The 24,940-nt window shown below is 63.1% G+C and carries 25 protein-coding genes; 17 read left to right on the forward strand and 8 right to left on the reverse strand.

Annotated features, from left to right (window positions below; all coding sequences use genetic code 11):
- The first annotated feature begins 110 nt into the window (after positions 1-110).
- From hemE to ACQKOE_RS10645, 4 genes are all read left to right on the forward strand, one after another.
- Positions 111-1,136 carry a uroporphyrinogen decarboxylase gene (gene hemE / locus ACQKOE_RS10630; RefSeq protein WP_427512762.1) on the forward strand — a complete coding sequence of 342 codons (1,026 nt, stop codon included), beginning with the start codon at positions 111-113 and terminating at the stop codon, positions 1,134-1,136.
- A gap of 32 nt (positions 1,137-1,168) precedes the next feature.
- Positions 1,169-1,594, forward strand: a complete 426-nt coding sequence (locus ACQKOE_RS10635) for a CopD family protein (RefSeq protein ID WP_427512763.1) — start codon at positions 1,169-1,171, stop codon at positions 1,592-1,594.
- A gap of 144 nt (positions 1,595-1,738) precedes the next feature.
- Complete coding sequence (rho, locus tag ACQKOE_RS10640) at positions 1,739-2,995, forward strand: transcription termination factor Rho (protein ID WP_374590396.1); 1,257 nt, start codon at positions 1,739-1,741, stop codon at positions 2,993-2,995.
- Between the two features lie 21 nt (positions 2,996-3,016).
- Positions 3,017-3,520 carry an AAA family ATPase gene (locus ACQKOE_RS10645; RefSeq protein WP_427512764.1) on the forward strand — a complete coding sequence of 168 codons (504 nt, stop codon included), beginning with the start codon at positions 3,017-3,019 and terminating at the stop codon, positions 3,518-3,520.
- Between the two features lie 2 nt (positions 3,521-3,522).
- Here the strand turns inward: ACQKOE_RS10645 and ACQKOE_RS10650 are convergent, their stop codons facing one another.
- Positions 3,523-3,924, reverse strand: a complete 402-nt coding sequence (locus ACQKOE_RS10650; RefSeq protein WP_427512939.1) for a nuclear transport factor 2 family protein — start codon at positions 3,922-3,924, stop codon at positions 3,523-3,525.
- A gap of 73 nt (positions 3,925-3,997) precedes the next feature.
- Between ACQKOE_RS10650 and ACQKOE_RS10655 the strand changes: the two genes are divergently transcribed.
- Positions 3,998-5,122: an aspartyl/asparaginyl beta-hydroxylase domain-containing protein gene (locus tag ACQKOE_RS10655; protein ID WP_427512765.1), complete on the forward strand. Its 1,125-nt coding sequence runs from the start codon at positions 3,998-4,000 to the stop codon at positions 5,120-5,122.
- A gap of 4 nt (positions 5,123-5,126) precedes the next feature.
- Here the strand turns inward: ACQKOE_RS10655 and ACQKOE_RS10660 are convergent, their stop codons facing one another.
- On the reverse strand, positions 5,127-5,825 hold the full coding sequence (locus ACQKOE_RS10660; RefSeq protein ID WP_374590390.1) for a dienelactone hydrolase family protein: 699 nt from the start codon (positions 5,823-5,825) through the stop codon (positions 5,127-5,129).
- Between the two features lie 122 nt (positions 5,826-5,947).
- On the opposite strand from ACQKOE_RS10660, the gene ACQKOE_RS10665 reads away from it, so the two are divergent.
- The 10 genes from ACQKOE_RS10665 to ACQKOE_RS10710 all read left to right on the forward strand — a co-directional run bounded on the left by ACQKOE_RS10665 (position 5,948) and on the right by ACQKOE_RS10710 (position 17,435).
- Positions 5,948-6,208, forward strand: coding sequence for a DUF6489 family protein (locus tag ACQKOE_RS10665; RefSeq protein WP_374590388.1), 261 nt, complete (start codon positions 5,948-5,950; stop codon positions 6,206-6,208).
- Between the two features lie 38 nt (positions 6,209-6,246).
- Positions 6,247-7,524 (forward strand): tRNA uridine-5-carboxymethylaminomethyl(34) synthesis GTPase MnmE, encoded by a 1,278-nt coding sequence (gene mnmE, locus ACQKOE_RS10670; RefSeq protein ID WP_427512766.1) that lies wholly within the window; start codon positions 6,247-6,249, stop codon positions 7,522-7,524.
- Between the two features lie 43 nt (positions 7,525-7,567).
- Positions 7,568-9,415 carry a tRNA uridine-5-carboxymethylaminomethyl(34) synthesis enzyme MnmG gene (gene mnmG / locus ACQKOE_RS10675; protein ID WP_427512767.1) on the forward strand — a complete coding sequence of 616 codons (1,848 nt, stop codon included), beginning with the start codon at positions 7,568-7,570 and terminating at the stop codon, positions 9,413-9,415.
- On the forward strand, positions 9,412-10,056 hold the full coding sequence (gene rsmG / locus ACQKOE_RS10680) for a 16S rRNA (guanine(527)-N(7))-methyltransferase RsmG (RefSeq protein ID WP_427512768.1): 645 nt from the start codon (positions 9,412-9,414) through the stop codon (positions 10,054-10,056). Before mnmG ends, rsmG begins: the two co-directional genes overlap by 4 nt.
- Positions 10,053-10,829 carry a ParA family protein gene (locus tag ACQKOE_RS10685; protein WP_427512769.1) on the forward strand — a complete coding sequence of 259 codons (777 nt, stop codon included), beginning with the start codon at positions 10,053-10,055 and terminating at the stop codon, positions 10,827-10,829. Before rsmG ends, ACQKOE_RS10685 begins: the two co-directional genes overlap by 4 nt.
- Complete coding sequence (locus tag ACQKOE_RS10690) at positions 10,826-11,773, forward strand: ParB/RepB/Spo0J family partition protein (protein WP_427512770.1); 948 nt, start codon at positions 10,826-10,828, stop codon at positions 11,771-11,773. The genes ACQKOE_RS10685 and ACQKOE_RS10690 overlap by 4 nt, the downstream gene beginning before the upstream one ends.
- Positions 11,774-11,949: 176 nt before the next feature.
- The gene (locus ACQKOE_RS10695) at positions 11,950-12,453 is read left to right on the forward strand and encodes a DUF4402 domain-containing protein (protein WP_427512771.1); all 504 of its coding nucleotides are present in this window, start codon (positions 11,950-11,952) and stop codon (positions 12,451-12,453) included.
- A 183-nt stretch (positions 12,454-12,636) separates the two neighbouring features.
- Positions 12,637-13,473: a fimbrial biogenesis chaperone gene (locus tag ACQKOE_RS10700; RefSeq protein WP_427512772.1), complete on the forward strand. Its 837-nt coding sequence runs from the start codon at positions 12,637-12,639 to the stop codon at positions 13,471-13,473.
- A gap of 35 nt (positions 13,474-13,508) precedes the next feature.
- Positions 13,509-16,196, forward strand: a complete 2,688-nt coding sequence (locus ACQKOE_RS10705) for an MSCRAMM family protein (protein ID WP_427512773.1) — start codon at positions 13,509-13,511, stop codon at positions 16,194-16,196.
- An 84-nt stretch (positions 16,197-16,280) separates the two neighbouring features.
- Positions 16,281-17,435 carry an acyl-CoA dehydrogenase family protein gene (locus ACQKOE_RS10710; protein ID WP_374590371.1) on the forward strand — a complete coding sequence of 385 codons (1,155 nt, stop codon included), beginning with the start codon at positions 16,281-16,283 and terminating at the stop codon, positions 17,433-17,435.
- A gap of 60 nt (positions 17,436-17,495) precedes the next feature.
- On the opposite strand, the gene ACQKOE_RS10715 is transcribed toward ACQKOE_RS10710, so the two are convergent.
- Positions 17,496-17,978 carry a GAF domain-containing protein gene (locus ACQKOE_RS10715; RefSeq protein ID WP_374590369.1) on the reverse strand — a complete coding sequence of 161 codons (483 nt, stop codon included), beginning with the start codon at positions 17,976-17,978 and terminating at the stop codon, positions 17,496-17,498.
- A gap of 60 nt (positions 17,979-18,038) precedes the next feature.
- On the opposite strand from ACQKOE_RS10715, the gene ACQKOE_RS10720 reads away from it, so the two are divergent.
- Positions 18,039-19,505 (forward strand): PQQ-dependent sugar dehydrogenase, encoded by a 1,467-nt coding sequence (locus ACQKOE_RS10720; protein WP_427512774.1) that lies wholly within the window; start codon positions 18,039-18,041, stop codon positions 19,503-19,505.
- A gap of 3 nt (positions 19,506-19,508) precedes the next feature.
- On the opposite strand, the gene ACQKOE_RS10725 is transcribed toward ACQKOE_RS10720, so the two are convergent.
- Together ACQKOE_RS10725 and ACQKOE_RS10730 are read right to left on the reverse strand one after the other, a co-directional pair.
- Positions 19,509-20,333: a DUF815 domain-containing protein gene (locus tag ACQKOE_RS10725; RefSeq protein ID WP_427512775.1), complete on the reverse strand. Its 825-nt coding sequence runs from the start codon at positions 20,331-20,333 to the stop codon at positions 19,509-19,511.
- Positions 20,330-22,036: an acyl-CoA dehydrogenase gene (locus ACQKOE_RS10730; protein WP_427512776.1), complete on the reverse strand. Its 1,707-nt coding sequence runs from the start codon at positions 22,034-22,036 to the stop codon at positions 20,330-20,332. Before ACQKOE_RS10730 ends, ACQKOE_RS10725 begins: the two co-directional genes overlap by 4 nt.
- 47 nt (positions 22,037-22,083) lie before the next feature.
- Here ACQKOE_RS10730 and ACQKOE_RS10735 point away from each other — a divergent pair, with 47 nt between their 5' ends.
- Positions 22,084-23,022, forward strand: a complete 939-nt coding sequence (locus ACQKOE_RS10735; protein WP_427512777.1) for an L-threonylcarbamoyladenylate synthase — start codon at positions 22,084-22,086, stop codon at positions 23,020-23,022.
- Here the strand turns inward: ACQKOE_RS10735 and ACQKOE_RS10740 are convergent, their stop codons facing one another.
- From ACQKOE_RS10740 to ACQKOE_RS10750, 3 genes are all read right to left on the reverse strand, one after another.
- Complete coding sequence (locus ACQKOE_RS10740; protein ID WP_427512778.1) at positions 23,023-23,346, reverse strand: hypothetical protein; 324 nt, start codon at positions 23,344-23,346, stop codon at positions 23,023-23,025.
- A gap of 76 nt (positions 23,347-23,422) precedes the next feature.
- Complete coding sequence (locus ACQKOE_RS10745) at positions 23,423-24,229, reverse strand: head GIN domain-containing protein (protein ID WP_427512779.1); 807 nt, start codon at positions 24,227-24,229, stop codon at positions 23,423-23,425.
- Between the two features lie 123 nt (positions 24,230-24,352).
- Entirely contained in the window at positions 24,353-24,886 is a 534-nt protein-coding gene (locus ACQKOE_RS10750) for a CarD family transcriptional regulator (protein WP_374590355.1), read from the reverse strand.
- Positions 24,887-24,940: the final 54 nt, after the last annotated feature.

A 24,940-nucleotide genomic window follows, 5' to 3' on the forward strand; every position in this document is an offset into this window, starting at 1 on the left:
GTTCAGAACGGGAGAATTCCGGCAAGGGGCGCTTGTGCCCGCTTTCCACAGGCCAACAACACCTGAATCCTTTTAAGAATCTAATTTGAATTGGATTGGAATCCGACGCGATGCCCGGTTTGCTTCTCGACACCCTGCGTGGAAAAAACGTCCGTCCCCGGCCTTCGTGGCTGATGCGCCAGGCTGGGCGCTATCTGCCCGAATACCGCGCATTGCGGGCGGAGAAGGGCGGATTTCTGGCCCTGGTCTATGACAGCGAAGCCGCGGCGGAAATCACGATTCAACCGCTGCGCCGCTATGGCATGGACGGGGCAATCCTGTTCTCCGACATTCTGATCGTTCCCTATGCCATGGGCCAGGACCTGGAATTCCTGGTGGGTGAGGGGCCGCACCTGTCGCCCCGGCTGGTCGATGTGGCGCTGAGCAGTCTTCATGCGGTGCCGGAACGCCTGACGCCGATCTATGACACGGTGAAGCTGGTCCGCGCGCAGCTACCGGCTGACAAGACCATGCTGGGCTTTGCCGGTTCGCCCTGGACCGTCGCGACCTATATGGTGGCGGGCGAGGGGAGCCGCGATCAGCACGTCACCCGCGAACTGGCCTATCGCGATCCTGCGGCTTTTCAGGCGATCATTGACGCCATCGTTGGCGTCACGATCGAATACCTCGCCGGGCAGATCATGGCCGGGGCAGAGGCCGTGCAGCTGTTCGATTCCTGGGCGGGCAGTCTGTCCCCAGCGCAGTTCGAACGCTGGGTCATCGCGCCCAATGCGGCGATTGCTTCGGCCATCAATGCGCGCTTCCCGGACGTGCCGGTCATCGGCTTTCCCAAGGGCGCGGGCGAAAAGCTGCCCGCCTATGCCCGTGAAACCGGGGTTCAGGCGATTGGCCTGGACGAAACCATCGACCCGCTCTGGGCGCACAAGGTGCTGCCGGAAGGACTGCCGGTGCAAGGCAATCTCGATCCTCTGCTGCTGCTGGCTGGCGGCGACGAGATGGAGCGCCAGGCGTTGCACATTCTCGAAACCTTTGCGGATCGCCCCCACGTGTTCAATCTGGGTCATGGCATCGGCCAGACCACGCCGGTCGAACATGTCGGTCAGTTGCTGAATCTGGTGCGCAACTGGCGGGGCTGACCTATTAGGGTTCCATGGACTGGGTGCTTGCAATGACCTACCTCTGGCTGAAAGCTGGCCACATCATCTTCGTGATCTTCTGGATGGCCGGGCTGTTCATGTTGCCGCGCTATTTCGTCTATCACCAGGAAGCACCCGAAGGATCGCCAGAGAACGCCCTGTGGCTTGAGCGGGAGCGCCGCCTGCTGCGGATCATCCTGTGGCCAGCCATGACCGTCTCGTGGCTTCTGGGGCTGGCCCTGGCCTATAACACCGGTGCCTTCACCCAAGGGTGGTTCCATGCCAAGCTGGGCTTCGTCCTCATCCTTTCGGCCTATCACGTCTGGCTGGCGGGCTATCACGATGCCTTGAAGCAGGGCGTTCGCAAGCTGAGCGGCAAGAAGCTGCGCATGCTGAACGAAGTGCCGGGCCTGGCCGCCACGCTGATCGTGATCATGGTAGTCCTGCGCCCGTTTTGATTGACGGGGGCCTGCCCAAGGCCTATCTGCACCCCTGCTGACCGGCACAAGACCGCGCGACTGTCGCGGCACGATCCGCTTTCTCCAAGCCCAATGATCAGCCGGCCATTCCCAGACTGAATCCATCATGGACGTTCGATTTTTATGCACCTGAAAGAACTCAAGAAAAAGACTTCCGCCGAGCTGGTCGAAATGGCCGAAGAGCTTGGTGTTGAAGGCGCATCGACCCTGCGCCGCCAGGACCTGATGTTCGCAATCCTCAAGGAACTGGCCGAGGATGGCGAGGAAATCATCGGCCAGGGTACGATCGAAGTGCTCGCCGACGGCTTCGGCTTCCTGCGCAGCCCGGAAGCAAACTATCTGGCCGGTCCGGACGACATTTACGTTTCGCCCAACCAGGTCCGCAAATGGGGCCTGCGCACCGGCGATACGGTGGAAGGCGAAGTCCGCGCGCCCAAGGACGGGGAACGCTATTTCGCCATCACCAAGCTGATGAGCGTCAACTATGACGATCCGGATGCCGTGCGCCACCGGGTCAATTTCGACAACCTGACGCCGCTCTATCCGGACGAGAAGCTCAACCTCGATACGGTCGATCCGACCGTCAAGGACAAGTCGGCTCGCGTGATCGACATCATCTCGCCCCAGGGCAAGGGCCAGCGCGCCCTGATCGTCGCCCCGCCGCGCACCGGCAAGACCGTGCTGCTGCAGAACATCGCCAAGGCGATTACCGACAACCATCCGGAAGTGTTCCTGCTCGTCCTGCTGGTCGACGAACGCCCCGAAGAAGTGACCGACATGCAGCGTTCGGTAAAGGGTGAGGTGATCTCCTCGACCTTCGACGAACCGGCTACCCGTCACGTGCAAGTCGCTGAAATGGTCATCGAAAAGGCCAAGCGCCTGGTCGAACACAAGCGCGACGTGGTGATCCTGCTCGACTCGATCACCCGCCTCGGCCGCGCCTACAACACGGTCGTGCCCAGCTCTGGCAAGGTCCTCACCGGCGGTGTCGACGCCAATGCCCTGCAGCGGCCCAAGCGCTTCTTCGGCGCGGCGCGCAACATCGAAGAGGGCGGCTCACTCTCGATCATTGCCACGGCCCTGATCGATACCGGCAGCCGCATGGACGAAGTCATCTTCGAAGAGTTCAAGGGCACCGGCAACTCGGAAATCGTGCTCGACCGCAAGGTTGCGGACAAGCGCATCTTCCCGGCACTGGATGTTGGCAAGAGCGGCACCCGCAAGGAAGAACTGCTGGTTGGCAAGGACAAGCTGTCAAAGATGTGGGTCCTGCGCCGCATCCTGATGCAGATGGGCACGGTCGACGCGATGGAATTCCTCCTCGACAAGATGAAGGATTCCAAGACCAACGAAGACTTCTTCGCCAATATGAACCAGTAAAGGCACCGCGTGGCAGCCGACTTGATCCTGATCGTCGGCTCAACCGGGGCTGGAAAGACAACTTATGCGCGCCGCCTGGCTGATGAGCTTGGCGGCGTGCGATTCTCAATCGACGAGTGGATGACGGCGCTGTTCTGGCAGGACAGCCCGCAGCCGATCGAATTTGAGTGGACCATCGAACGAGTCCGGCGTTGCGAAGCGCAGATCATGGCAACGGCACGCCAGCTCGTTTCACGGGGCGTGCCCTGTATCCTGGACCTTGGCTTCACCACCAAGGAACATCGTAATCGTTTCCGGGCATTTGCTGCCGAGGCTGGCCTGACCGCAGCAGTCCACTTCATTGACATACCCGCCGATGAGCGCTGGTTGCGCGTAAATCGCCGCAACATCGAGCGCGGTGAGACCTATGCCATGCAGGTCGACCGGCAGATGTTCGACTTTATGGAAGCGATGTGGGAACCGCCGCTGGAGACCGAATGGTCCGCAGACGGCGGTTGCCGGATCGACGGTTCGCAGTCGGCCTGAGCCTATCCCGCGGCCGCCTGAAGCTGTGCGGCCATCATTTCCCACAGCTTGTTCACCGCCTTGACCGGCCGGACCATAACTTTGAAATCAATGATTTTTCCGTCGTGATCAAAGCGGATCAGGTCGATTCCGTTGATGTGAATTCCGTCGATCACGCTGGTGAATTCCAGCAAGGCGTCCTGGCCGTCGACAATCTCGCGAACATAAGTGAAGCTCTCATTCCCCAGCACCTTTGCGGCGCTGAGGAGGTAGAGCATGACCTTGGCCTTGCCCTCCTGCGGGCTGTGCACCACGGGCGAGTGGAACACGGCATCGTCGGCGACCTGCGCCGAAAGCAAGGCCGCATCCCCGCCGCTGTTCATATAGGCGTGCCAGGCGGCAACGCCGGCGTGGGCAATGCTCATGTTCGGTCCCCTCAATTGCTGGCGATCATGACGTAGCTTGCCATGCAATTCCATCGTGCGATACCATCGGATCATGGGGGATTATCAGCAACAGATAAAACAAGGCCTGGCTGCGTTGAAAGCACGGGATCCGGCCAATGCTGCCAGATACCTGTCGGAAGCAAGCAAGACGGCACCCCCTTCCGACATGCCTTGGATTGCCTTGGGCAATGCGCAGCTATCGCTTGGCCGGAATGGAGAGGCCGAAACGGCTATCGATGCGCAACTTGAGCTTGCTCCGCGGGATGTGGGCGCGCTGCTTTTGAAGGGCTGGCTACGGGAACAGGCAGATGACACGCGCGCGGCGGTCAGTTTCTACCGCGCTGCATTGAACCAGGCTGCAATCTCGGGGACTCCCCCGGCATTACAGCAGCTACACGAGCATGCCGCGATATATGCGGAGCAAGCGAACGACGGGTTTGAATCGCATCTCCTTGCCTCGCTGGGCACCGACCTATCGCCGGTCATGACGGAAGCGCTGGAGTTGTTGACCGGACGACGCCAGCTTTTCCTGCAGGAACCGTCAGTATTTTATTACCCCGGCCTGCCGCAAAAGCGTTTCTACGATCCGGCAGACTTTCCATGGCTAGAGCCTATGCTGGCCCTGCTGCCCGAAATGCAGGAGGAGCTTCATTCGGTCATGGCGGAGGGGGCGAATGGTTTTGCTCCCTACGTCCACCGCCCGCAGAACCGCCCTGCGCCCAACAACCCCTTGCTGGATAACGAAGCCTGGACTGCGTTCCACTTCTGGCGCGATGGTGATGTGGTAGCCGAGAATGCCATGCGCTGTCCCGCGACGATGAAGGCGTTGTCTCATGCACCCATGCCGCAAATTGCAGGTCGCTCGCCCAATGCCCATTGGTCCCGGCTCTTGCCTGGAGCACACATTACTCCACACACCGGGATGCTGAACACCCGGCTGATTTGTCACATTCCGATCAAGACCGCGCCGCACTGCTGGCTACGGGTAGGCAGTGAAACGCGAGGCTGGGAAGAGGGGAAACCCCTTCTGTTCGATGATTCGATCAACCACGAAGCGAAAAACGAAGGAGATCAGGAACGGGTCGTATTGCTGTTCGAGATCTGGCGGCCAGAGATTGACGCGGCCGACCGCGAAGCAATCGGCCGCATCTTCCAGGCAATCGGGGAATTTCAATAAACAATCAGGCGAGGTGTTCCGCCAGGAACGCTTCGGTCCGGCTGTCCGCCAGCTGCGCGCCTTCCTCGTTGCGACGGTCGCCCATTTCGGCGGCGAAACCATGGTCCAGGCCCGGATAGTCGTGCAGGGTGACGCGCGGATGGTCGTCCAGGCCGGCGTGGATCGCGGCTTGGGCTTCGGGCAGGACGAAGTGGTCGGCTCCCGCGATGTGCAGCATCAGCGGGTTTGCGATGTGGTGCGCCTCGTCCAGCATCTGGTCGATCATCACGCCGTAGTAACCCACCGAAGCATCGATATCGGTCCGCGCGGCAGCCATATAGGCCAGGCGCCCGCCGAGGCAGTAACCTGCGCAACCGACCTTGCCGACGCCTTGGTCACCCCGGATCCACTTGATCGTGGATTCGATGTCATAGACGCCGTCGGTTGCATCGTACTGCTGGAAATAGCCGAAGGCCTGCTGCAATTCCGCTTCGACATCGGGATTCAGTTCCACGCCCGGGGCGAAGCGCCAGAAGATATCGGGGGCGACGGCCAGGTAACCCTGCTGCGCCCACTTATCAGCCTTTTGGCGAATGCCCGGATTAACCCCGAAAATCTCCGGAATCACGATAATCGCGGCCTTGGGCGTACCTGCCGGGCGCGCAACATAGGCGGGAATGTTTCCGTCTTCCTTGATGGAGGGAATCTGCACAGTTTCTGACATCGGGTTTTCTCCAAAAGGGGGTTTGGTTCCACCCTAAGCCGGTCGTGGACTTTGTGAAGGCTCTATGCCAGCTTGCGCATTCAAAAGTGCAGCCGCACCATTGTGCTAACCGGGAGCTGGCCATGAAAATCACCGTAGAGATCGATTGCACCCCGGAAGAGGCACGCGCCTTCCTGGGTCTGCCCGACGTCAGCAAGGCCAATTCGGTCTATGTCGATGTTCTTTCCAAGGCGATGAAAGGGGCAGGGTCGGTCGATCAGGTCCAGGAATTTGCCAAGAACATCGCGCCCATGGGCCAGGTGGGGCTGAAGCTGTTCCAGCAATTCATGGAAAGCGGCAATGCTTTCGGCAGCGGTTCGGGCAAGAAGAAGGATTCCGAATGATCCTCCCCGCAGCGGGCAAGACCTGCTAAACCGCGCATATGACCGATACCATCTTTGCCCTGTCGAGCGGCGCACCTCCGGCCGCAATCGGGGTGGTGCGCGTCAGCGGACCGCAGGCTCGCGATGCCATGTTGGCCCTGGCTGGCCGCGTTCCGGCACCCCGCCGCGCCGCGCTTGGCAGGCTGCGCGACCGCCAGGGGGCGGTGATCGACGAAGCCCTGGTGCTCTGGCTTCCGGGGCCGGGGACGGAAACGGGCGAGGACACCGTTGAACTGCAATGCCACGGCGGGCGTGCGGTCATCGCGGCAGTTGAAACGGCCCTGGCAGCCCTGCCGGGACTGCGCCGCGCCAAGCCAGGCGAGTTTACCCGCCGCGCCTTCATCAATGGCAAGATCGACCTCGCCGAAGCCGAAGGACTGGCCGACCTGCTGGAAGCGGAAACGGAACTGCAGCGGCTTTCCGCCATGGCCATGGCGGGGGGTGCATTCTCCCGCGAAGTGGAGGGTTGGCGGGAGGAACTGCTCTCGCTGTCGGCTGCGGTGGAGGCTGTGCTGGACTTCGCCGATGAGGATGACGTTGCCACTCTGCCCGCCGATTTCGCGCTGAAGGTTGCGAGCCTCAGCAGCGCGATCAAGACCTGGCTGGATCGCCCCCGCGCCGAATTGCTCAAGGAAGGCTTTCGCGTGGTCATTGCTGGCCCGCCGAATGCCGGGAAAAGCACGCTGTTCAACTGCCTGGTTGAAGCCGAAGCAGCAATTGCGACACCGATTGCCGGTACCACGCGGGACGTTCTGACCCGTCCGGTGGCGATTGCCGGTGTGCCGTTCCTCTTTGCTGATACGGCAGGACTGCACGATACAGTCGATGACGTGGTCGAAGCCATCGGCATTGAACGCGCCCTGGAAGCCTTGGACAGGGCCGATCTTGTCCTGTGGCTCGGCCCCGAGGGAACCGGCCCGGCAGGGGCTTGGGAAGTCGAGGCTCAAACTGATCGGGGGGGCCATATTTCCAAGCTTGCGCCCCGCCACCGCATTTCTGCGCGAACCGGCGACGGGATCGAAGAGCTGCGGGCTGACTTGGTCGAGACGGCCAGTGCTGCTCTGCCTCGGCCGGGGGAGGCAGCGCTCAATGAGCGGCAGCACGACTTGCTTGCCGATGCACGGGCCGCTCTGGTGCAAGCGGCAGAACAAAGCGATCCTCTGTTGATGGCCGAATCGCTGCGCGTTGCGCGGGTTGCTTTTGATACGCTTTTAGGCCGCACCGCCACGGAGGACTTGCTCGATACGCTGTTCGGGCGCTTCTGCATCGGCAAATGACTGTTCCACGTGAAACACTCCTGCGCTAAGAGCGCGGGCAGCCATGCAGCAATTTGATGTCATCGTAGTCGGCGGCGGACATGCCGGAGTGGAAGCGGCCGCTGTTGCCGCGCGCATGGGTGCCCATGTCGCGCTGGTAAGCTTTGACCTAGATGCCATTGGCGCGATGAGTTGCAACCCGGCGATCGGGGGGCTGGGCAAAGGCCACCTGGTCCGCGAAGTCGATGCATTCGATGGCATCATCGGCCGTGCAGCAGATGCCGGTGCCATCCACTACCGCATGCTCAATCGTTCCAAGGGATCGGCGGTGCAAGGCCCGCGTGTCCAGGCGGACCGCAAGCGGTTCAAGGCCGAAGTGCAACGGCTGTTGAAGCTGCAAGGTGATCTGACTCTTGTCGAGGGTGAGGCTGCCGCCTTGCGGATCGAGCAGGGCAGGGTGGTCGGCATCGAACTTGCCGACGGTGAGGCGCTGGCTGCTCCCGCAGTTGTCTTGTGTACGGGCACGTTCCTGGGTGGCGTGCTGTTCCGCGGCGAAGAACGGATCGTTGGCGGACGCATTGGCGAGGCTTCGGCACAGCGCCTTGCTGCGCAGCTCCGCGAGGCGAAACTGCCGATGGCACGCCTCAAGACCGGAACTCCACCCCGGTTGGATGGCCGTTCGATTGATTGGGTGCGACTGGAAGAGCAGGCCAGCGATGAAGAACCCTGGACCATGTCGCCGCTTGGTCCGGGCCGGGTACTCCCGCAGGTGTTCTGCGCCATCACGCGTACGAACGAGCGCAGCCACGACGTAATCCGTGCGAACCTGCACCGTTCGCCGCTCTTCTCTGGAGCGATTGGCGCTTCGGGGCCGCGCTATTGTCCGTCCATCGAAGACAAGATTCACCGCTTTGCTGACCGTGATGGGCATCAGGTATTTCTTGAGCCAGAGGGTCTGGATACCCACCTGGTCTATCCCAACGGCATCAGCACTTCGCTTCCAGCAGATGTTCAACTCGCCATGCTTCGGACTATGGAGGGGCTGGAGCGGGTCGAAATGGTCGTGCCCGGTTATGCGGTGGAGTATGATCATATAGACCCGTGCGCCTTGCGCCAAAGCCTGGAACTGCGCGACATGCCCGGGCTCTATTGTGCCGGTCAGATCAATGGTACGACCGGTTATGAAGAAGCGGCAGCCCAAGGCCTGGTCGCCGGGATGCACGCGGCAGCGGCGGTACTTGGGCGCGACGGTCCCGCGATCGACCGGGCGAATTCCTATATGGCGGTGATGATCGACGACCTCACCCTGCATGGGGTGAGTGAGCCATACAGGATGCTGACTGCCCGCGCGGAATACCGGCTGAGGCTGAGGGCGAACAATGCGGCTACGCGCCTTACACCCTTGGGCCTTGCGATAGGCTCCATTGGTGCGGAGCGGATGGAATGGTTCAATCGTCGGCAGGAAGTTCGTGACAGACTGGATGCGGAATTGGATCAAACCGTGACGGGAGCCGCAATGGCCGGGGCTGGCCTTCCTGTCCGGGCTGACGTCGGGCGGTTGTCGCTTCGCGAGTGGCTGCGGTTCAGCGGAGTCGAGATCGAAGGCCTGCGTGAATGGATCTCGCCTGACGCACTGGTTGATCAGGACCTTGCGGCCGAAGTGGCCGAAGACGCGGCATATGCTCCCTACCTTGCACGGCAAGACAGCGAACTGCGTGAACTCCGGGCGGGTGAGGCTTTGCCGCTAGGCGATGATTTTCCCTATGAAGCAATCCCCGGTTTGTCGCGCGAGATGGTTGAGCGCTTGAGCAAGGCGCGACCGGCAACCTTGGCCGCAGCTGGACGAGTTCCCGGTATTACGCCGGCGGCACTCGCGGCCTTGTTGGTTCATGCCAAGCGGAGGGCCGCATGACCCTGACCAACGAGTCAGCGGCGCGCACCTGGTTCAAGGCGTTGCCGGAGTGGAACGACGAGGTTCTGGATCGGCTGGAGGATCTTGCTGCTCTGCTTACGGCGGAGAACGATGTGCAGAACCTGGTATCCGATGCCAGCCTAGCTGAATTATGGGTCCGGCATTATGCCGATTCCGCCCAGTTGCTGAACTTTGTTCCACGTGAAACCTGCCGCTCATGGTTGGACCTCGGAACCGGGGCCGGCTTTCCGGGGCTGGTGATTGCGGCGCTCCGCCCTGAATGCCAGGTCCACATGGTGGAATCGCGAGGACGCAGGATCGAATGGCTCCAGCGTGCTGCGGATAGTCTGCACCTCTCCAATGCGCACATTTGCGGGACAAAGGTTGAAGCACTGGAGACACGGAAGTTCGACGCCATCTCGGCGCGTGCGTTTGCTCCTCTGCCGAAACTGCTCGATCTTTCCGCACGCTTCTCCACAGACAAGACTATTTGGCTGTTGCCCAAAGGGCGCTCGGCCCGGCAAGAACTGAAAGAGCTTCAGGGATGGAATCATCTGTTCCACGTGGAACAGTCCATCACGGATACGGAAGCGGGCGTGATCGTCGGAACCTTGAACGGCAGAAAGGGCAGGAAAGCGTGATTCGCGTAGCCATCGCCAACCAGAAGGGCGGGGTCGGCAAGACCACCACCGCGATTAACATTGCCACTGCCATGGCTGCGACGGGCTGGAAGGTTCTGCTGATCGACCTCGATCCGCAAGGCAATGCGTCAACCGGGATCGGACTTTCCGCCGATGAACGAGAGCGCTCTTCCTATGACCTGCTGGTCGATCAGCTTCCTTTGTCCGAATGCGTGGTGCAGACTCGCATACCCGGTCTGGATGTCCTGCCGGCTACGGTCGATCTTTCCGGTGCCGAGGTGGAACTGGTCGCGGTGGAGAACCGGACGGAACGGTTGCGCAACGCGCTTGCGGCCAGTTCGGATTACGACATTGCCTTCATCGATTGCCCGCCGTCGCTTGGCCTGCTCACGCTGAACGCGCTGTGCGCGGCGGATACTTTGCTCGTTCCCTTGCAGTGCGAGTTTTTTGCGTTGGAAGGCCTGTCGCAGCTGCTCCAGACCGTGGAGCGGGTGCAGCAGCGCTTCAATCCAGATCTGGGGATCATCGGCATTGCGCTGACCATGTTCGACCGGCGCAATCGCCTGACCGACCAGGTGTCGGACGACGTCCGCTCGTGCCTGGGAGCGCTGGTGTTTGACGCGGTAATCCCGCGCAACGTGCGTTTGTCCGAAGCGCCGAGCCATGGATTGCCCGCGCTGATTTACGATCACAATTGCAGCGGCAGCCGGGCCTATATGGCCCTGGCGCGTGAGCTGATCACGCGGCTGCCGGAAAAGAGGAAAGCCGCATGAGCGACGAAGCCGCAAACAAGCCCGTAGCTGTAAAGCGCCCTGCCTTGGGCCGGGGGCTGGGGGCCTTGCTGGGCGAGACGCGCCGCGAAGAACCGCTGGTTGCACCTGCGGCGACCAATGCCGCACCTGACGTCAAGCCGTCGACCGGCCTGGCCAACCTGGCGGTTGCTGACATCATCCCGCACCCTGGGCAGCCGCGCCGACATTTTGCCGAGGAAGCCCTGGCCGAACTCGCAGCATCCATCGCGCAGCGCGGCGTGATCCAGCCCGTCATCGTTACGCCGCATGGTCCGGGACGCTATCGACTCGTTGCGGGCGAACGCCGCTGGCGGGCGGCGCAGCGCGCACAGTTGCACGAAATCCCCGCGATCATCCGTGATCTGTCGGACCGTGAGATCACGGCTCTTGCCCTGATCGAGAATCTGCAGCGCGAAGACCTGAATCCGATCGAAGAGGCGCGCGCCTATCACCGTTTGTCCGAAGACGAAGGGCTGACTCAGGCCGAAATCGCCAAGCTGGTCGACAAGAGCCGCAGCCATGTTGCCAACCTGCAGCGCCTGCTTGCGCTTCCGCCCAGCGTGATCGAGCGGGTGGAAGAGGGCAAACTCTCCATGGGCCATGCCCGCGCCCTGGTCGGTATTGAAAATGCCGAGTCGCTGGCTCAGCAGGCGGTCGAGCGGCAGTTGTCCGTGCGCGAAGTGGAGAAACTGGCGCGCAAGGCATCGGGCAACACGTCATCAGCTCCTCGCCGGGCGCGGGGCGAGCGCGATTCGGCGGACCTTGCCGACATCGCAGCGGTTCAGAATCACCTGGAAGAGTTTCTGGGCCTGTCGGTGCGAATTAATACCGATGCCGATCCTCGGTCCGGCGCGGTAACCATCCGCTATCGTACGCTGGACCAGTTGGATCTGATCTGCCAGCGCCTGACAGGTGGGGGAATTTAAGCATTCTTGCTAGCTAGCCGTTAACGTTGCGGCTGATTTCGTTAACCATACCCGCAAGCAAACTTTGAACATAGTGGTCCTACTTATACCCATTGCGAATGGGGGGTTTTTTGCCGGCCATTCGGGCAGCGCGCAGGGTCGCGCTTCCGGCAATATTTACTGAAGGACCAGATCATATGCGCAATTCGCTTCGTTTCGCCGTTGTCGGTGCAATCGCTGCTGCTTCTTTCGCCGGTTCGGCACATGCTGCCACCACGGCCACCGGCACTGCCACGGCAGAAGTTCTCAGCTCGCTGACCGTCACCTCGACCGCCGACCTGCTGTTCGGCCAGATTGCCGCGAACACCGGTGGCACCGTGACTGTGAACGCCGACTCGACCGTGGCGTCCACGGGCACCCTGATCGCGACCGGATCGCGTAGCCCGGCCGCTTTCAACGTTGCCGGCTCGCCCAATGCCATGGTGCTGGTCAGCCTGCCGACCGCCCCGGTGAACCTGACCCGTTCGGGCGGCACCGAAACGATGTCGCTGGGCGGCTTCAACACCAACCCGGGCGGCGCTTTCCAGCTTGATGGCACGGGCAACGGCCTGTTCCACGTTGGCGGCACGCTGACCGTGGGCAATGCCCAGGTTGCTGGTGCCTATGCCGGATCCTTCCAGGTTTCCGTCGAATACCAGTAACCCCGTTCCCCAAGCGGGGGGATGGTAGCGCACACAAGGGCCGCGTCCGCACCGGACGTGGCCCTTTTTCGTGCCCGCAGTTCGAACATGCTTATCGGAAAATTAACCTAAACTAGGTCAATCTCCTAGGGACATACCCGGGGTCGCAACTCTCCGGGTCATTGTTGATCCAGAGGGAACCCGATGAAGCTTGTTTCTGTGTTGCGCCGCGCCGCTGGCGCAGCTGTGCTGCTTGGCCTGATGGCATCGGTGAATCCAGCCCGGGCCCAGGGGGACTTGTTGGTCGCCCCGACCCGCGTGATCATCAATGGCGCCGGAAATGCGGAAGTCGTGCTGAGCAACATCGGCGACAAACCGGCCACTTACCGCATTTCACTGGAACTGCGCCGCATGGAGGAGAGCGGCGACTTTTCCGAGGTCGACGAAACCGCTGCTACCCAATCAGAGCGAACCGCGCGGGACATGGTGCGTTTTGCGCCGCGCCGGGTGACCCTGCTGCCTGGTCAACCGCAGGCCGTGCGGCTCTCGGTCCGGCCGCCAGAGGGACTGCCCGATGGTGAATACCGCGTGCACATGAGCTTTCGCGCCATTCCTGCGGCGCAGCCTGCTGAAGCTGCGGAGGAAGCTGCCACTTCTGCCAGCGGGGTCTCGATCAAGCTGACGCCCATCTATGGGATTACGATCCCCGTATTCGTGCGCCAGGGGCGGCTCGAAGCGCAGGCGGCGATTGCCGGCGCGCGTCTGGTTCGATCGGAAAAGCAGTCCCTTCTCGAAGTGGATATGACCCGCACAGGGAAGCGGTCGGTCTATGGCGAACTGATCGGGCGCAATTCACGCGGTGAAGTGGTGTTCAGCCTGCGCGGCATTGCCATTTACCCGGAAGTCGGCCGCCGCAAGGTGCACGTCCAGCTGAATTCGGAGCAAATCGCCAAGATCCTCGGTCCGCTCAAGCTGGAATATCGCGATCTGCCGGAAAACGGCGGCGCCTTGCTTGCTGAAGCCACTGTAACGGTTTCCTGACGGGACAGCGCTCCAGAGCGGGGCCTCTTGACGTCATGAAGACCGCGCTCGCCCGGATTGGCCAATCCGTCGCACTGGTTGTGGCGGCCTTTGGCATTGGGGCGACACCCGCTGCGGCGGGCAATTGGACTGCCAGCGAGGATGATGCCTTGCTGCTGGAATTGCGCAGCGGCCAGTACCGGCTGGGCGAGCCATTGCGCGGCTATCAAACCGATAGCGGCGTTTGCGTCGATTTTGCGGATCTTATCCAGGCACTCGATCTGCCGGTCCGGCTCGACAAGAAGTCGCGCCGCGCAACTGGCTGGCTCTTCGCCGAAGACCAGGGCCTGACGATCGACCGCGATTCCAACACGGTGCGAACCGCGCAAGGCACGCGCGCCATCGGACCCGGCGCAGTCCGCGACACCCCTGAAGGCTGGTGCATCGATCTGGCTTCGCTTTCGCAGTGGGCCGGAGTGCGATTCAAGCCGGATATCGGCAATCTATCGGTCGTAATCGAAAGCGAGCGGAAGCTTCCGTTCCTCGAAGCTATCGAGCGCAAAAGTCGCGCAGCGCGACTTCGCCCGGCGAGCGCGAAGGACTTCAGCCTGGCCAGCCTGCCGCGTGCGGAAGCGCCCTACCAGGTCTGGCGAAGTCCCGCAGTCGACGTCCAGATCCAGGGATCATGGACCAGCGGAGGAGGGTTTACGACCCAGTACGAAACGCTCGCTGCTGGTGAAGCCCTCGGGATGAGTTATGCCGCGCGGGCGGCCGGGCGCGATTCGTTGCTGCCGGATTCCTTGCGGTTGAAGGTCTATCGCAACGACCCAACGGGCTCGTTGCTGGGCCCGCTGCGGGCCACGCAGATTGCCGTTGGCGATGTTGAAACGCCGCCCGGGACGCTAACCGGGCAAAGCGCGTTCGGACGCGGGGCCTTTGTTTCCAACCGGCCGTTGAACTTGCCCTCGCGGTTCGGAATGACCACTCTGCGCGGAACCTTGCCGCACGGCTGGGACGCGGAACTCTATCGCAACGGCGTGTTGCGAGCCTATCAGCCCGATCGCGGAGATGGCCGCTATGAATTTCCCGATATCGAATTGCAGTTCGGGGAAAACGACTTTGAAGTGGTCCTCTATGGCCCGCAAGGCCAGGTCCGGCGCGAGCGGGCGAGCCAGAACGTCGGCATGGAGAGCATTCCGGCCGGGCGAACCTGGTACTGGGCCGGAATCCTCGACGAAGGCCGCGATCTGGTCGATCTGGGATCACAGCTTTATCGGGTCAGGTCGGGCTGGCGCTGGGGAATCGGGGTTGAGCGAGGCCTGGATAGCCGAACGACCGGCGGTCTGGGCTATCAAAGCCTGATCCGGTCGGGGCGCCGAAAAAGCTTTCTTGAAGCGGTGTTGCGGCGCTCAGTCGGGCCGATGCTGATCGAATTGTCCGGCGCGCAGCAGATGGGAGCGGGCCGCGCCTGGCGGGGCGAAGCCTTGGGCCGCATCAAGGGCGTGAATCTTGCTGCAAACGTGGTCTGGGTCGACGGAGAGTTCGATTCAGACCTCGTTTCCATCGAACAGCGGCGCGAGTTTGGCCTGCGCCTTTCCGGAGCGGCCCGACTTGGAACCTGGCGCCTGCCGCTGGAGGTTGGTCTGCGCCATTCTTTGTCGCGTCGCGGGGTCAGAGTGACCGAGGCATTGACGCGGGCTTCGATCCACATTGGACGGGCATCGCTGACCGCGGAACTGCTCAGACGCCAAGCCGAAGGGCCGGAGCGGCTGGTTTCCGCCGAAGACCGTGGAACCCGGCTCAGTCTGATCGGGCATACGCAAATTGGCCCCGTGCGCCTGCGCGGGCTGGTCTCGCTTGGGCTCGATCCGCGCCAACCGGGCTTTCAGCGCAGCCAATTGGTCGCCGATGCCCCGATCGGGCCGCTTTCCACGCTGCGCGCGGCCTTTGAATATGACCGGATGGCGCAGCGGCGCGAAGTGTCGCTGGGGTATATTCATCAGTTCAAGCGTTTTGCCGTGCGCGGGGAAGGGCGCGCGGACAATCGCGGAAACCTGGGCTTTGGCCTGACTCTCGCGTTCAGCCTCGGCCGCGATCCGGTCAATGGAGGGCTGCGCCTGTCGCGCGAGCGGCTTGCGGAAACCGGGCAAGCCGCTGTCGAAGTGTTCCGCGACGAAAACGGCGATGGCTACCGCCAGCAAAGCGAACCGGCCGTTGCCGGAGTGTCGGTAGAGGCAGGGTTCCGCAGCGGGGAGGGCTCCACCAACGCCCAGGGATTGACCGTGATCGACGGGCTATTGCCTTACGTCCCCGTGCTGGTCTCGATTGACGATGGCACTCTGCCCGACCCGCTGCTGCAACCGAAAGGGCGGGGCATGGTCGTGGTCCCTCGGCCCGGCGTGATTGCCAAAGTCTCGCTCCCGCTTGCCCCGACGGGCGAGATCGAGGGCGCGCTGCTGGGTGCTGATGGCGAACCGCGCGGCGGAATTGGAATCGAGCTGGTCGATGCGAGTGGCGCGGTGGTCCTGCGCGGGCAGAGCGAGTTTGACGGTTATGTCTTTTTCGATTCCGTTCCTTATGGTTCTTACCGCCTGCGCCTGACGGAAAAATCGGCGCAAATGCTCGGCGCCAAGCCGGAAATAAGTGGATTGCTGCGGGTCGATCGTGCGCAGCCATCGCTCCGCCTGGGCCATCTGCGGATCGAGTTGCTGCCATTGGGACGGGATCTGGCCCGCGCATATTAATCGGGCGATTAAATTCCGGTTGACCGCTGCGCCCCAGGGGCATTACGCCTCGCCGCGAGATCACCTTTTAGAGAGGAGCCCGCTATGTCGCTCGATTCGCTCGCACGCACTGCCTACACCGAAGACCACGAAGCTTTCCGCCAGACCGTACGGCGTTTCGTTCAGGACGAAATCGCACCGCACCAGGCCGAATGGGCCGACGCCGGAATCGTCCCCAAGTCGATCTGGCCCAAGGCCGGCGAACTGGGCCTGCTGTGCCCGACTGTGCCGGAGGAATACGGCGGCCTCGGCCTCGACTTCGGCTATAACGCTATCGTCGATGAAGAAAGCGCCTACTACGGCGGCGTGACCACCGGTTTCTCGCTCCAGTCGGACATCGTGGCCAACTATCTGGTCGCGCACGGCTCGGAAGAGCAGAAGAAGGAGTGGCTGCCCAAGCTGGTTTCGGGTGAGGTCATCACGGCCATCGCCATGACGGAGCCGGGCACCGGATCGGACCTTCAGGGCATGCGCACCACGGCGAAGAAGGACGGCAACCATTACGTGATCAACGGGTCGAAGACCTATATCACCAACGGCCAGAATGCTGACCTGATCCTGGTCTGCTGCAAGACCGACACCGAAATCCAGCCCGCCCACAAGGGCATCTCGATCATCCTGGTCGAAGCGCACCGCGAAGGATTCAAGCGCGGCCGCAATCTCGACAAGATCGGGCAGGACGAAGCCGATACCTCGGAACTGTTCTTCGAAGACGTCCGCGTGCCGATCACCAACTGCCTGGGTGAGGAAGGCAAGGGCTTCATCTACCTGATGAGCGAACTGCCGCAGGAGCGCCTGTCGATTGCCGTTTCGGCCCAGGCCAGCGCGCAGCGCGCCTTTGACATGACGGTCGAATATACCCGCGACCGCAAGGCATTCGGCAAGCCGATCCTGGATTTCCAGAACAGCCGTTTCGTGCTGGCCGACCTCAAGGCCAAGCTGCAGGTCGGCTGGGCGCACCTCGATTGGGCCCTGTCGCGTCACCTCAAGAAGGAACTCACCCCGGAAGAGGGCGCCGCGGCCAAGCTGTGGCACACCGAATTGCAGTGGGAAGTCATGGACAAGTGCCTCCAGCTGTTCGGCGGCGCTGGCTACATGAACGAATACCCGATTGCCCGAGCCTGGCGCGGTGCGCGCGTGACGCGCATCTTCGGCGGCACCAGCGAAATCATGAAGGAGCTGATCGGGCGCAAGCTCTGATCCGCAGCTTCAATGGCTGAAACGGAAAGGGGAGCCGCGCGCTCCCCTTTTTGTTTACGTTCAGATCGATTCCGCGATTGCCGCAGCCAGTGCTTCGATCCCGGCAGCATCCTCCGCATCGAAGCGGTTGAGCGTCGGGCTATCCAGGTCGATCACTGCGATGACTTGCCCGGCGCGCTTGACCGGCACGACCAGTTCCGATGCGCTGGCCGCGTCGCAGGCGATATGGCCCGGGAAAGCATGGACGTCGGGCACCAGCTGCGTCTCGCCGCTGGCGGCGGCGGTGCCGCACACGCCTTTGCCCAGCGGAATGCGGATGCAGGCGGCCTTGCCCTGGAACGGGCCGAGCACCAGCTCTCCATCCACCATGCGGTAGAATCCGGCCCAGTTGAGTCCGGGCAGGAACTGCCACACCAGCGCGGAAAGGTTGGCCATATTCGCCACTGCGTCGCGCTCGCCCTGGATCAGGGCACGGGCGGCCTCCACCAGTTCGCGGTAGAGTTCGGGCTTAGATTGGTTCGGATCGGGTTCAAAGACGTACATGGGAATGCGTTACATTAGACTTTTGTTGCCGCCTAGCGGCCTGCAAAGTATCACGCGCAAATGTCGACCAAACGCAAGCTGCTTGTCGCCCTGGCCCTGTTCCTGCTGATCCTGGGCGGTTTCGCCTTCTGGCTGTGGCGGGGCACCCCGGCTGAACACACGATCGAAGAGCTTTCGGGCAAGGATCCGGTCATTGCCGAACCCCGGCCAGAAACGATCCCCTCGGTCGCCATCGCCAAGCCGATTGGCTGGGCAGCTGGCGAGGCTCCGGTGGCCGCGCCGGGCCTGGAGGTAAAGCGCTTTGCCGAAGGTCTTGACCATCCGCGCGTGATTCACACCCTGCCCAATGGCGATGTAATCGTTGCCGAGGCGGATTCACCGGTCTCGAATCCGGGTGGCGGGCTGGTCGGCTGGATCGCCCAGCACCTGATGGAGCGCGCCGGATCGCATGGCGAATCCCCGGACCGGCTGGTGCTGCTGCGTGATGGCGATGGCGATGGTGTAGCCGAACAGCGCTTTACCCTGATCGAAGGCAAGCACCTGGCCTCGCCCTCCGGCCTCGCCTGGGACGATGACCGGCTCTACGTTGCCAACCACGATGCCGTGATCGTCTTTGACTACAAGCTGGGCGAAACGGCGATTGCTGGCGAGCCGCGCAAGGTGATGGACCTGCCGGCTGCGGGCAACCACTGGATGCGCAACCTGGTGCTCAGCCTGGATGGTAACCGTCTCTACGTGGCCGTCGGCTCCGCCTCGAATATCGGCGAAGGCGGGATGGAAGCGGAAAAGGGCCGCGCGGCGATCTGGGAAAAGGACCTGACCAAGGACGCCTACCCGCGCCAGTTCGCACAAGGTCTGCGCAATCCGAACGGGCTGGCCTGGAATCCGGCGACGGAAGAATTGTGGACCACGGTCAACGAGCGCGACCAGCTCGGCCCCGATCTGGTTCCTGACTATCTGACCAATGTTCCGGTCGGCGCGCATTACGGCTGGCCGTGGATCTACTGGAAAAAGTACGACGACGACCGCGTGAAGTCGCCGCCGCCGCTCTACATCGACGATTTCGTGCGCAAGCCGGAATATGCCCTGGGTGCGCATACCGCGCCGCTGGGCATGGTCTTCACGCTGGGCGGCGAACGGATGGGCGCAGGCTTTGCCAATGGTGCCTTCATCGCACGGCACGGGTCGTGGAACCGCAATCCGCGCGCCGGCTATGACGTGGTCTTCGTGCGGTTCGATGCGAACGGCAACCCGCAGGGCCTGCCGGTTCCGGTCCTGACCGGCTTCCTGACCGATGGTGGCCAGACCCGCGGGCGGCCGACCTGGGTCGGCTTTGCCAAGGATGGCGCGCTGCTGGTCAGCGACGACACGGCCGGGATCATCTGGCGCGTGATTGCGCCACAGGCGGCACCTTCGCCGGTAATCAAGCCGGTCAAGGTCGGCAGCCTGCCCCCGCGCCGCCAGCTGGACGGAGACCCGGCGCAATACCGGGGCTCGTTCCAGGCGGATCAGAAGGTCAAGCAGTAGGCGCTACAGGCTCTTGCCCGCGCGTCCGGCCAGTTCGGTGACGAATTGCCAGGCGACGCGGCCAGAGCGGGCACCGCGGCGCTTGGACCATTCCAGAGCTTCGCCCTCGCTCCAGGACAGGCCGAATTCATCGCAATATCCGCCGATGATCGCCAGATAGTCGTCCTGGCTGCAATTGTGGAAGCCGATGGACAGGCCGAACCGGTCGGCCAGGGCCAGGCGGTCATCCACGGCATCGCGCGGGTTGATCGGATCGTCCTGTTCGGAAAGATGGCGCGGCACGATGGCGCGGCGGTTGCTGGTCACCGCGATCCGCACGTTGCCGGGACGCGCCTCGATCCCGCCTTCCAGCCATGAGCGCAGGGCGCGCGGACCCGAGCTGTCATTGTCCTCAAAGCCCAGGTCGTCGATGAAGACCAGGAAGCTGCGCGGCTGAGCAGCCAGTTCGTTGAACAGCTGAGCCAGTGAGGACAGCGCTTCGGGTGCAACCTGGACCAGGGCAATGCGCCCCGCGCCGTCGTTCTGTGCGGCCAGTACTGCCGCGCGGAGCAGAGCGGACTTGCCCATCCCGCGCGAACCCCACAGCAGCATGTCGTGTGCGGCAAATCCTGCGGCTAGCCGAGCAACATTGCCGACCACCGCCTCTTTCTGCGCATCGATGCCCTTCAGCAGGGCGAGCGGAGGAGCAGCCAGCGCACCCACGGCGCGGGCACTGCCATGCCAGACATAGGCGGGAGCGCTCAGCCAGTCGGTCGGTGCCGCAGCGGGCGGGGCCAGACGCTCCAGCGCATCGGCAATGCGGGACAAGGCTTCGCTATGGTCGCTCATCCGGCCAGCGCCTCTGCATCGAGGGCATAAAGCAGATCGGCCCCAGCCATGGCGAGCGCCTTTTGTCCCCGCACTTCGGCGGCGATATGCTGGTCAAAGTATCGCGCGACCACGGCCTTCTGCTCACCGCCCGCGCCATCACGGACCTGGCGCTGCAATTGCCATCCGGCGACCGCGACCGAGGCCATGGTGCAGAACGGAACCGATCCGGCCAGCTTGTCATCGATGCTTGCCTCGCCCATCCAGCGGGCGACTTCGATGCAGTCCTGGGCGAGGGCCTGAAGTTGCGGCGCATCGCCGCAATCGGCCGCGACGTCAGCGAACAGCGACGTCAGGACTTCGCCGCCTTCATAGCCCAGCTTGCGGGTAACGAGGTCGGCGGCCTGAATGCCGTTGGTGCCTTCATAGATCGGCGCAATTCGCGCATCGCGGTAGTGCTGGGCCGCGCCGGTTTCCTCGACAAAGCCCATGCCGCCGTGGATCTGGACGCCCAGGCTGGCCACTTCGCAGCCCACGTCGGTACCCCAGGCCTTGATCATCGGCACCAGGCAGTCGGCGCGGGCCTGCGCTCCTGCGACGCCCAGCGCGCCGCGATCAACCATGCCGGCGGTGTAGTAGAGCAGGGCGCGCGCGCCTTCGGTCAGGGCGCGCATCCGCAGCAGCATGCGGCGCACGTCGGGATGCTCGACAATGGCGACGGGTTCGCGGCTGGCTGCACCCGCTCGGGCCGATTGCACCCTGTCGCGCGCATAGCGGCGCGCCTGTTGTAGTGCGCGCTCGGCAATCTGCACGCCCTGGCTGCCGACATTGATCCGGGCCGAGTTCATCATCGTGAACATCGCCTTCAGGCCTTCGTTCTCGTGCCCGACCAGTTCGCCGATGCATTCATCGTTGTCGCCAAAGCTCATCACGCAGGTCGGGCTGGCCATGATCCCGAGCTTGTGTTCCAGACCCGCGCAGCGCAGATCGTTGCGCGCGCCGAGCGAGCCGTCGGCGTTCACGTGGTACTTCGGCACCAGGAACAGGCTGATCCCGCGCGTGCCCGCCGGAGCGCCGGGGGTGCGGGCCAGGACCAGGTGAATCACGTTGCCGGACAGGTCATGCTCGCCCCAGGTGATGAAGATCTTGGTCCCCTTGATCGACCAGGTACCATCGCCGCGCGGGGTGGCAGTCGTGCGCAGCGCGCCGACGTCGGACCCGGCCTGCGGCTCGGTCAGATTCATCGTGCCCGACCATTCGCCGCTGATCAGCCGGGGCAGGTACAGCGCCTGCTGCGCGGGCGAGCCGTGGTGATGCAGCGATTCGATCGCGCCGACAGTGAGCATCGGCAGGAGCGAGAAGGCCATGTTCGCGCTGCCCAGGTTTTCCAGCACGTTGGCCGCCAGCGTGAAGGGCAGGCCTTGGCCGCCATGCTCGACCGGTCCGGCAATCGCGTTCCAGCCTTGCTCGACATAGGCCTGATAGGCAGCGGCAAAGCCGTCGGGCAGCGAGACGGTGCCATTGGCCAGAACCGCGCCTTCCTTGTCCCCGATGCGGTTGAGCGGCGCCCATTCCCCGGCAGCGAACTGGCCGATGCCCTCGACGATCGCCTCGACCATGTCCGGCGTCGCAGCTGCGAAGCGTTCGTGCGTGGCAAGTTCGTCAATTCCGGCATTGACGCGAATGGCCAGGACCTGATCGGCGGTAGCGGCGGTGAAATCCATGACTGCTTTCCCTTGGCTTTGTTGCCTGCGGCCTATAGCGGGAGGACATGACAGGCAAGTCACAGGTCCATCCCGCCGATGCAGCGGGCATTGCCGCCGCAGCCGATGTGCTGCGCGCGGGCGGCCTTGTCGCCGTGCCGACCGAAACGGTCTATGGCCTCGCCGCGCGGGCCGACAGCGCGCCTGCCGTAGCGCAAATCTATCGCGCCAAGGGCAGGCCGGACTTCAATCCGCTGATCGTGCACATTCCCGATCTTGCCGCCGCGGAACGCATCGCGATTTTTGACGAACGCGCGCGGCAATTGGCTGCGGCCTTCTGGCCGGGCGCCCTGACCATGGTCCTCCCCCTGCGTGAAGGTGCGGAAATTGCCCCGGCCGTGACGGCGGGCCTGCCGACGATTGCCTTGCGTTGCCCGGCTCACCCCGCGATGCGCGCGGTGCTGGCGGCGACGCAGCTACCGCTGGCGGCACCTTCGGCTAATCGCTCCGGCGGAGTCAGTCCCAGCCGGGCCGAGCACGTGGCCGAATCGCTGGGTTCGGCGGTGGGACTGGTACTGGATGGCGGACCGTGTGCGGCGGGAATTGAAAGCACCATTGTCGCGCTGCGCGATGGCGGTTGGCAGCTCCTGCGCCCCGGTCCGATTACCGGGGAGCAGATTGCCGCGCTGCTGGGGTCGCCGCTTCAGCCGGAAGGGAGCGCAGGGATCGAAGCGCCGGGACAACTGGCGAGCCATTATTCGCCCGGAAAGCCGGTGCGGCTGAATGCGGAATGTGCCGGACCAGACGAGTTCATGATCGGATTCGGCGAGGTCGCGGGTGACGTCAGTCTGTCACCCAGTGGCGACCTGGCTGAAGCGGCGTCTCGGCTTTACGATTGCCTCCACGCCGCACAACGGGCGCCGCAAACACGGATCGCAATTGCACCGGTTCAGGACGAGGGGATTGGCGCGGCGATCAACGACCGGCTGGGCCGCGCCGCTGCCTGATCAGCGCGGTGGCTGGGCCGGAATTTGCGCGCGCAGTTCGTCCATTTCCTGCCCGATTGCGTCGCGCTTCTCACAGGCCTTGTCGTTGCCCTTGAGGCAGCGCTTGTCTTCCTTGCGATAGTCCCGGTCGAGCTTGCCATAGCGCTCTTCCAGCTTGCGCAGCTTGCGACCGCGTTTTTCGTCGGCTTCCGATTGGCTGGTCGTGGCCATGTCGACTGCCTTGCCGGCCACGCGCACCGGGGCAGTCGCTACGTCGACAAGGGTGCCGACGCCGCAACCGCTGAGGCCGAGGGCGAGGATGAGGGGAAGGGGATTCAGGCGCATGTGGGGGTCTCCGGATAGAGCCCCTTTGCAGAATTTGAATTGCGCGCGCCTGAACCGTGCCCAACTGGAAGGCGTATTACGGTGCCTTGGGCGGCTCCGGAGCCTGCGGCGGTACGGGCGGGCCGTCCTTCTGCTGGGCTGGCGTTTCGCAAATAAGCTTGCCTGAGCCCATCGAGCTGACGGTGCAACGCGCGCGGCCTTTGACTGTGACGTTGCCCGACCCCATGATGTTCGCCTCGACGTCACCGTCGGAGGTAAAGGTCGTGCTGCCCGATCCTGCGATGTTCACTTCGGCGCGGTCCACTTTCAGTGCGTCCATCTGGGCCGAGCCGCTTCCGGCGATGGTCATGTCGAGTTTGCGGACCTGGCCAGCAGCGCGGAAGTTGCCCGATCCGGCAATGGTCAGCTCCAGCGATTCGCCCGAAACACCGGCGTTTTCGATGGTCCCGGAGCCAGCGACAGTGACTTCGGCCTTGCTGGCGAGCTGGGCCGCCGTGATCTTGCCCGAACCGGCCATGACCACTTCACGCGGCGCGGGCATGGTCACGTTGACGATGGCGACATGCTTGTCGGAGCCGAAGGTCTTGTCCTTGCGGTGGATCGCCAGGCTGCCATCTTTCAGGCTGAAGCGGATCAGGTCGCGTGCTTCGGCATCGCCTTCAACCGTGATCGCCAGCTTGTCGCCGGTGGTGATGCGCACTTCGTCAGGACCGGCGAGGACCAGCTCTTCCGGAGCCTTGCCCGACATGTCCAGTTCCGAAAGCGGTTTGCCCTCATCCCCGTTGATCGAAACCTTGCCTTCGCATCCGGCGGCGCCAGCGGCCAGGGCGACGGCGATGATCGGCCCCAGGGCCTTCGCAAAACGGTTGAAGCGGAATTTCATGGCTCACTCTCCAAAACCAGTGTGTGTTGGAGATATAATACACCAAGGCACAGGCTTCAAGAGCGATACGAAAAGGGCCGCTCCAGCGGAACGGCCCTTTCGATTCGTTTCAGTATGCCGGGATCAGGCGGTGGCCTGCTCCGCGTAGTACTTCGGCGCATGTTCATTGAGGATCGCCAGGATCTTCTTCAGCGCCGCCGGTTCGTCGGTCTTTTCCATGGCGGCCAGTTCGCGCGCCAGGCGCGAGGAGGCTGCTTCAAAGATCTGCCGTTCGGAATAGCTCTGTTCCGGCTGGTCGTCGGCGCGGAACAGGTCGCGGGTCACTTCGGCAATCGACACCAGGTCGCCTGAATTGATCTTGGCTTCATATTCCTGGGCGCGGCGCGACCACATGGTGCGCTTGACCTTGGGCTTGCCCTTCAGCGTATCGAGCGCTTCGCGCAGCGTCTTGTCGCTGGAAAGCTTGCGCATTCCGATGGATTCGACCTTGTTGGTCGGCACGCGCAGGGTCATGCGTTCCTTTTCGAAACGCAGCACATAGAGTTCCAGAGTCATCCCGGCGATTTCCTGCTCAAGCAGTTCGATCACCCGTCCAACACCGTGCTTGGGATAAACAACGTAGTCACCAACGTCGAAGGCGTGGGCCTTGGCCACCATGTACCGTCCTTTCACTCGCGGGACCGGTGCTGACCGCACCGTAAGCCAAAGGGG

Origin of the sequence: Novosphingobium sp. NPDC080210 (assembly GCF_050281025.1) — a bacterium.
GTDB lineage: Bacteria > Pseudomonadota > Alphaproteobacteria > Sphingomonadales > Sphingomonadaceae > Novosphingobium.

Coding starts and splice junctions, on each gene's coding strand:
- hemE (WP_427512762.1), top strand. CDS start 111: ATGCCCGGTTTGCTTCTCGACACCCTGCGTGGAAAAAACGTCCGTCCC.
- ACQKOE_RS10635 (WP_427512763.1), top strand. CDS start 1,169: ATGACCTACCTCTGGCTGAAAGCTGGCCACATCATCTTCGTGATCTTC.
- rho (WP_374590396.1), top strand. CDS start 1,739: ATGCACCTGAAAGAACTCAAGAAAAAGACTTCCGCCGAGCTGGTCGAA.
- ACQKOE_RS10650 (WP_427512939.1), bottom strand. CDS start 3,924: ATGAGCATTGCCCACGCCGGCGTTGCCGCCTGGCACGCCTATATGAAC.
- ACQKOE_RS10655 (WP_427512765.1), top strand. CDS start 3,998: ATGGGGGATTATCAGCAACAGATAAAACAAGGCCTGGCTGCGTTGAAA.
- ACQKOE_RS10660 (WP_374590390.1), bottom strand. CDS start 5,825: ATGTCAGAAACTGTGCAGATTCCCTCCATCAAGGAAGACGGAAACATT.
- ACQKOE_RS10665 (WP_374590388.1), top strand. CDS start 5,948: ATGAAAATCACCGTAGAGATCGATTGCACCCCGGAAGAGGCACGCGCC.
- mnmE (WP_427512766.1), top strand. CDS start 6,247: ATGACCGATACCATCTTTGCCCTGTCGAGCGGCGCACCTCCGGCCGCA.
- mnmG (WP_427512767.1), top strand. CDS start 7,568: ATGCAGCAATTTGATGTCATCGTAGTCGGCGGCGGACATGCCGGAGTG.
- rsmG (WP_427512768.1), top strand. CDS start 9,412: ATGACCCTGACCAACGAGTCAGCGGCGCGCACCTGGTTCAAGGCGTTG.
- ACQKOE_RS10690 (WP_427512770.1), top strand. CDS start 10,826: ATGAGCGACGAAGCCGCAAACAAGCCCGTAGCTGTAAAGCGCCCTGCC.
- ACQKOE_RS10695 (WP_427512771.1), top strand. CDS start 11,950: ATGCGCAATTCGCTTCGTTTCGCCGTTGTCGGTGCAATCGCTGCTGCT.
- ACQKOE_RS10700 (WP_427512772.1), top strand. CDS start 12,637: ATGAAGCTTGTTTCTGTGTTGCGCCGCGCCGCTGGCGCAGCTGTGCTG.
- ACQKOE_RS10705 (WP_427512773.1), top strand. CDS start 13,509: ATGAAGACCGCGCTCGCCCGGATTGGCCAATCCGTCGCACTGGTTGTG.
- ACQKOE_RS10710 (WP_374590371.1), top strand. CDS start 16,281: ATGTCGCTCGATTCGCTCGCACGCACTGCCTACACCGAAGACCACGAA.
- ACQKOE_RS10715 (WP_374590369.1), bottom strand. CDS start 17,978: ATGTACGTCTTTGAACCCGATCCGAACCAATCTAAGCCCGAACTCTAC.
- ACQKOE_RS10720 (WP_427512774.1), top strand. CDS start 18,039: ATGTCGACCAAACGCAAGCTGCTTGTCGCCCTGGCCCTGTTCCTGCTG.
- ACQKOE_RS10725 (WP_427512775.1), bottom strand. CDS start 20,333: ATGAGCGACCATAGCGAAGCCTTGTCCCGCATTGCCGATGCGCTGGAG.
- ACQKOE_RS10730 (WP_427512776.1), bottom strand. CDS start 22,036: ATGGATTTCACCGCCGCTACCGCCGATCAGGTCCTGGCCATTCGCGTC.
- ACQKOE_RS10735 (WP_427512777.1), top strand. CDS start 22,084: ATGACAGGCAAGTCACAGGTCCATCCCGCCGATGCAGCGGGCATTGCC.
- ACQKOE_RS10740 (WP_427512778.1), bottom strand. CDS start 23,346: ATGCGCCTGAATCCCCTTCCCCTCATCCTCGCCCTCGGCCTCAGCGGT.
- ACQKOE_RS10745 (WP_427512779.1), bottom strand. CDS start 24,229: ATGAAATTCCGCTTCAACCGTTTTGCGAAGGCCCTGGGGCCGATCATC.
- ACQKOE_RS10750 (WP_374590355.1), bottom strand. CDS start 24,886: ATGGTGGCCAAGGCCCACGCCTTCGACGTTGGTGACTACGTTGTTTAT.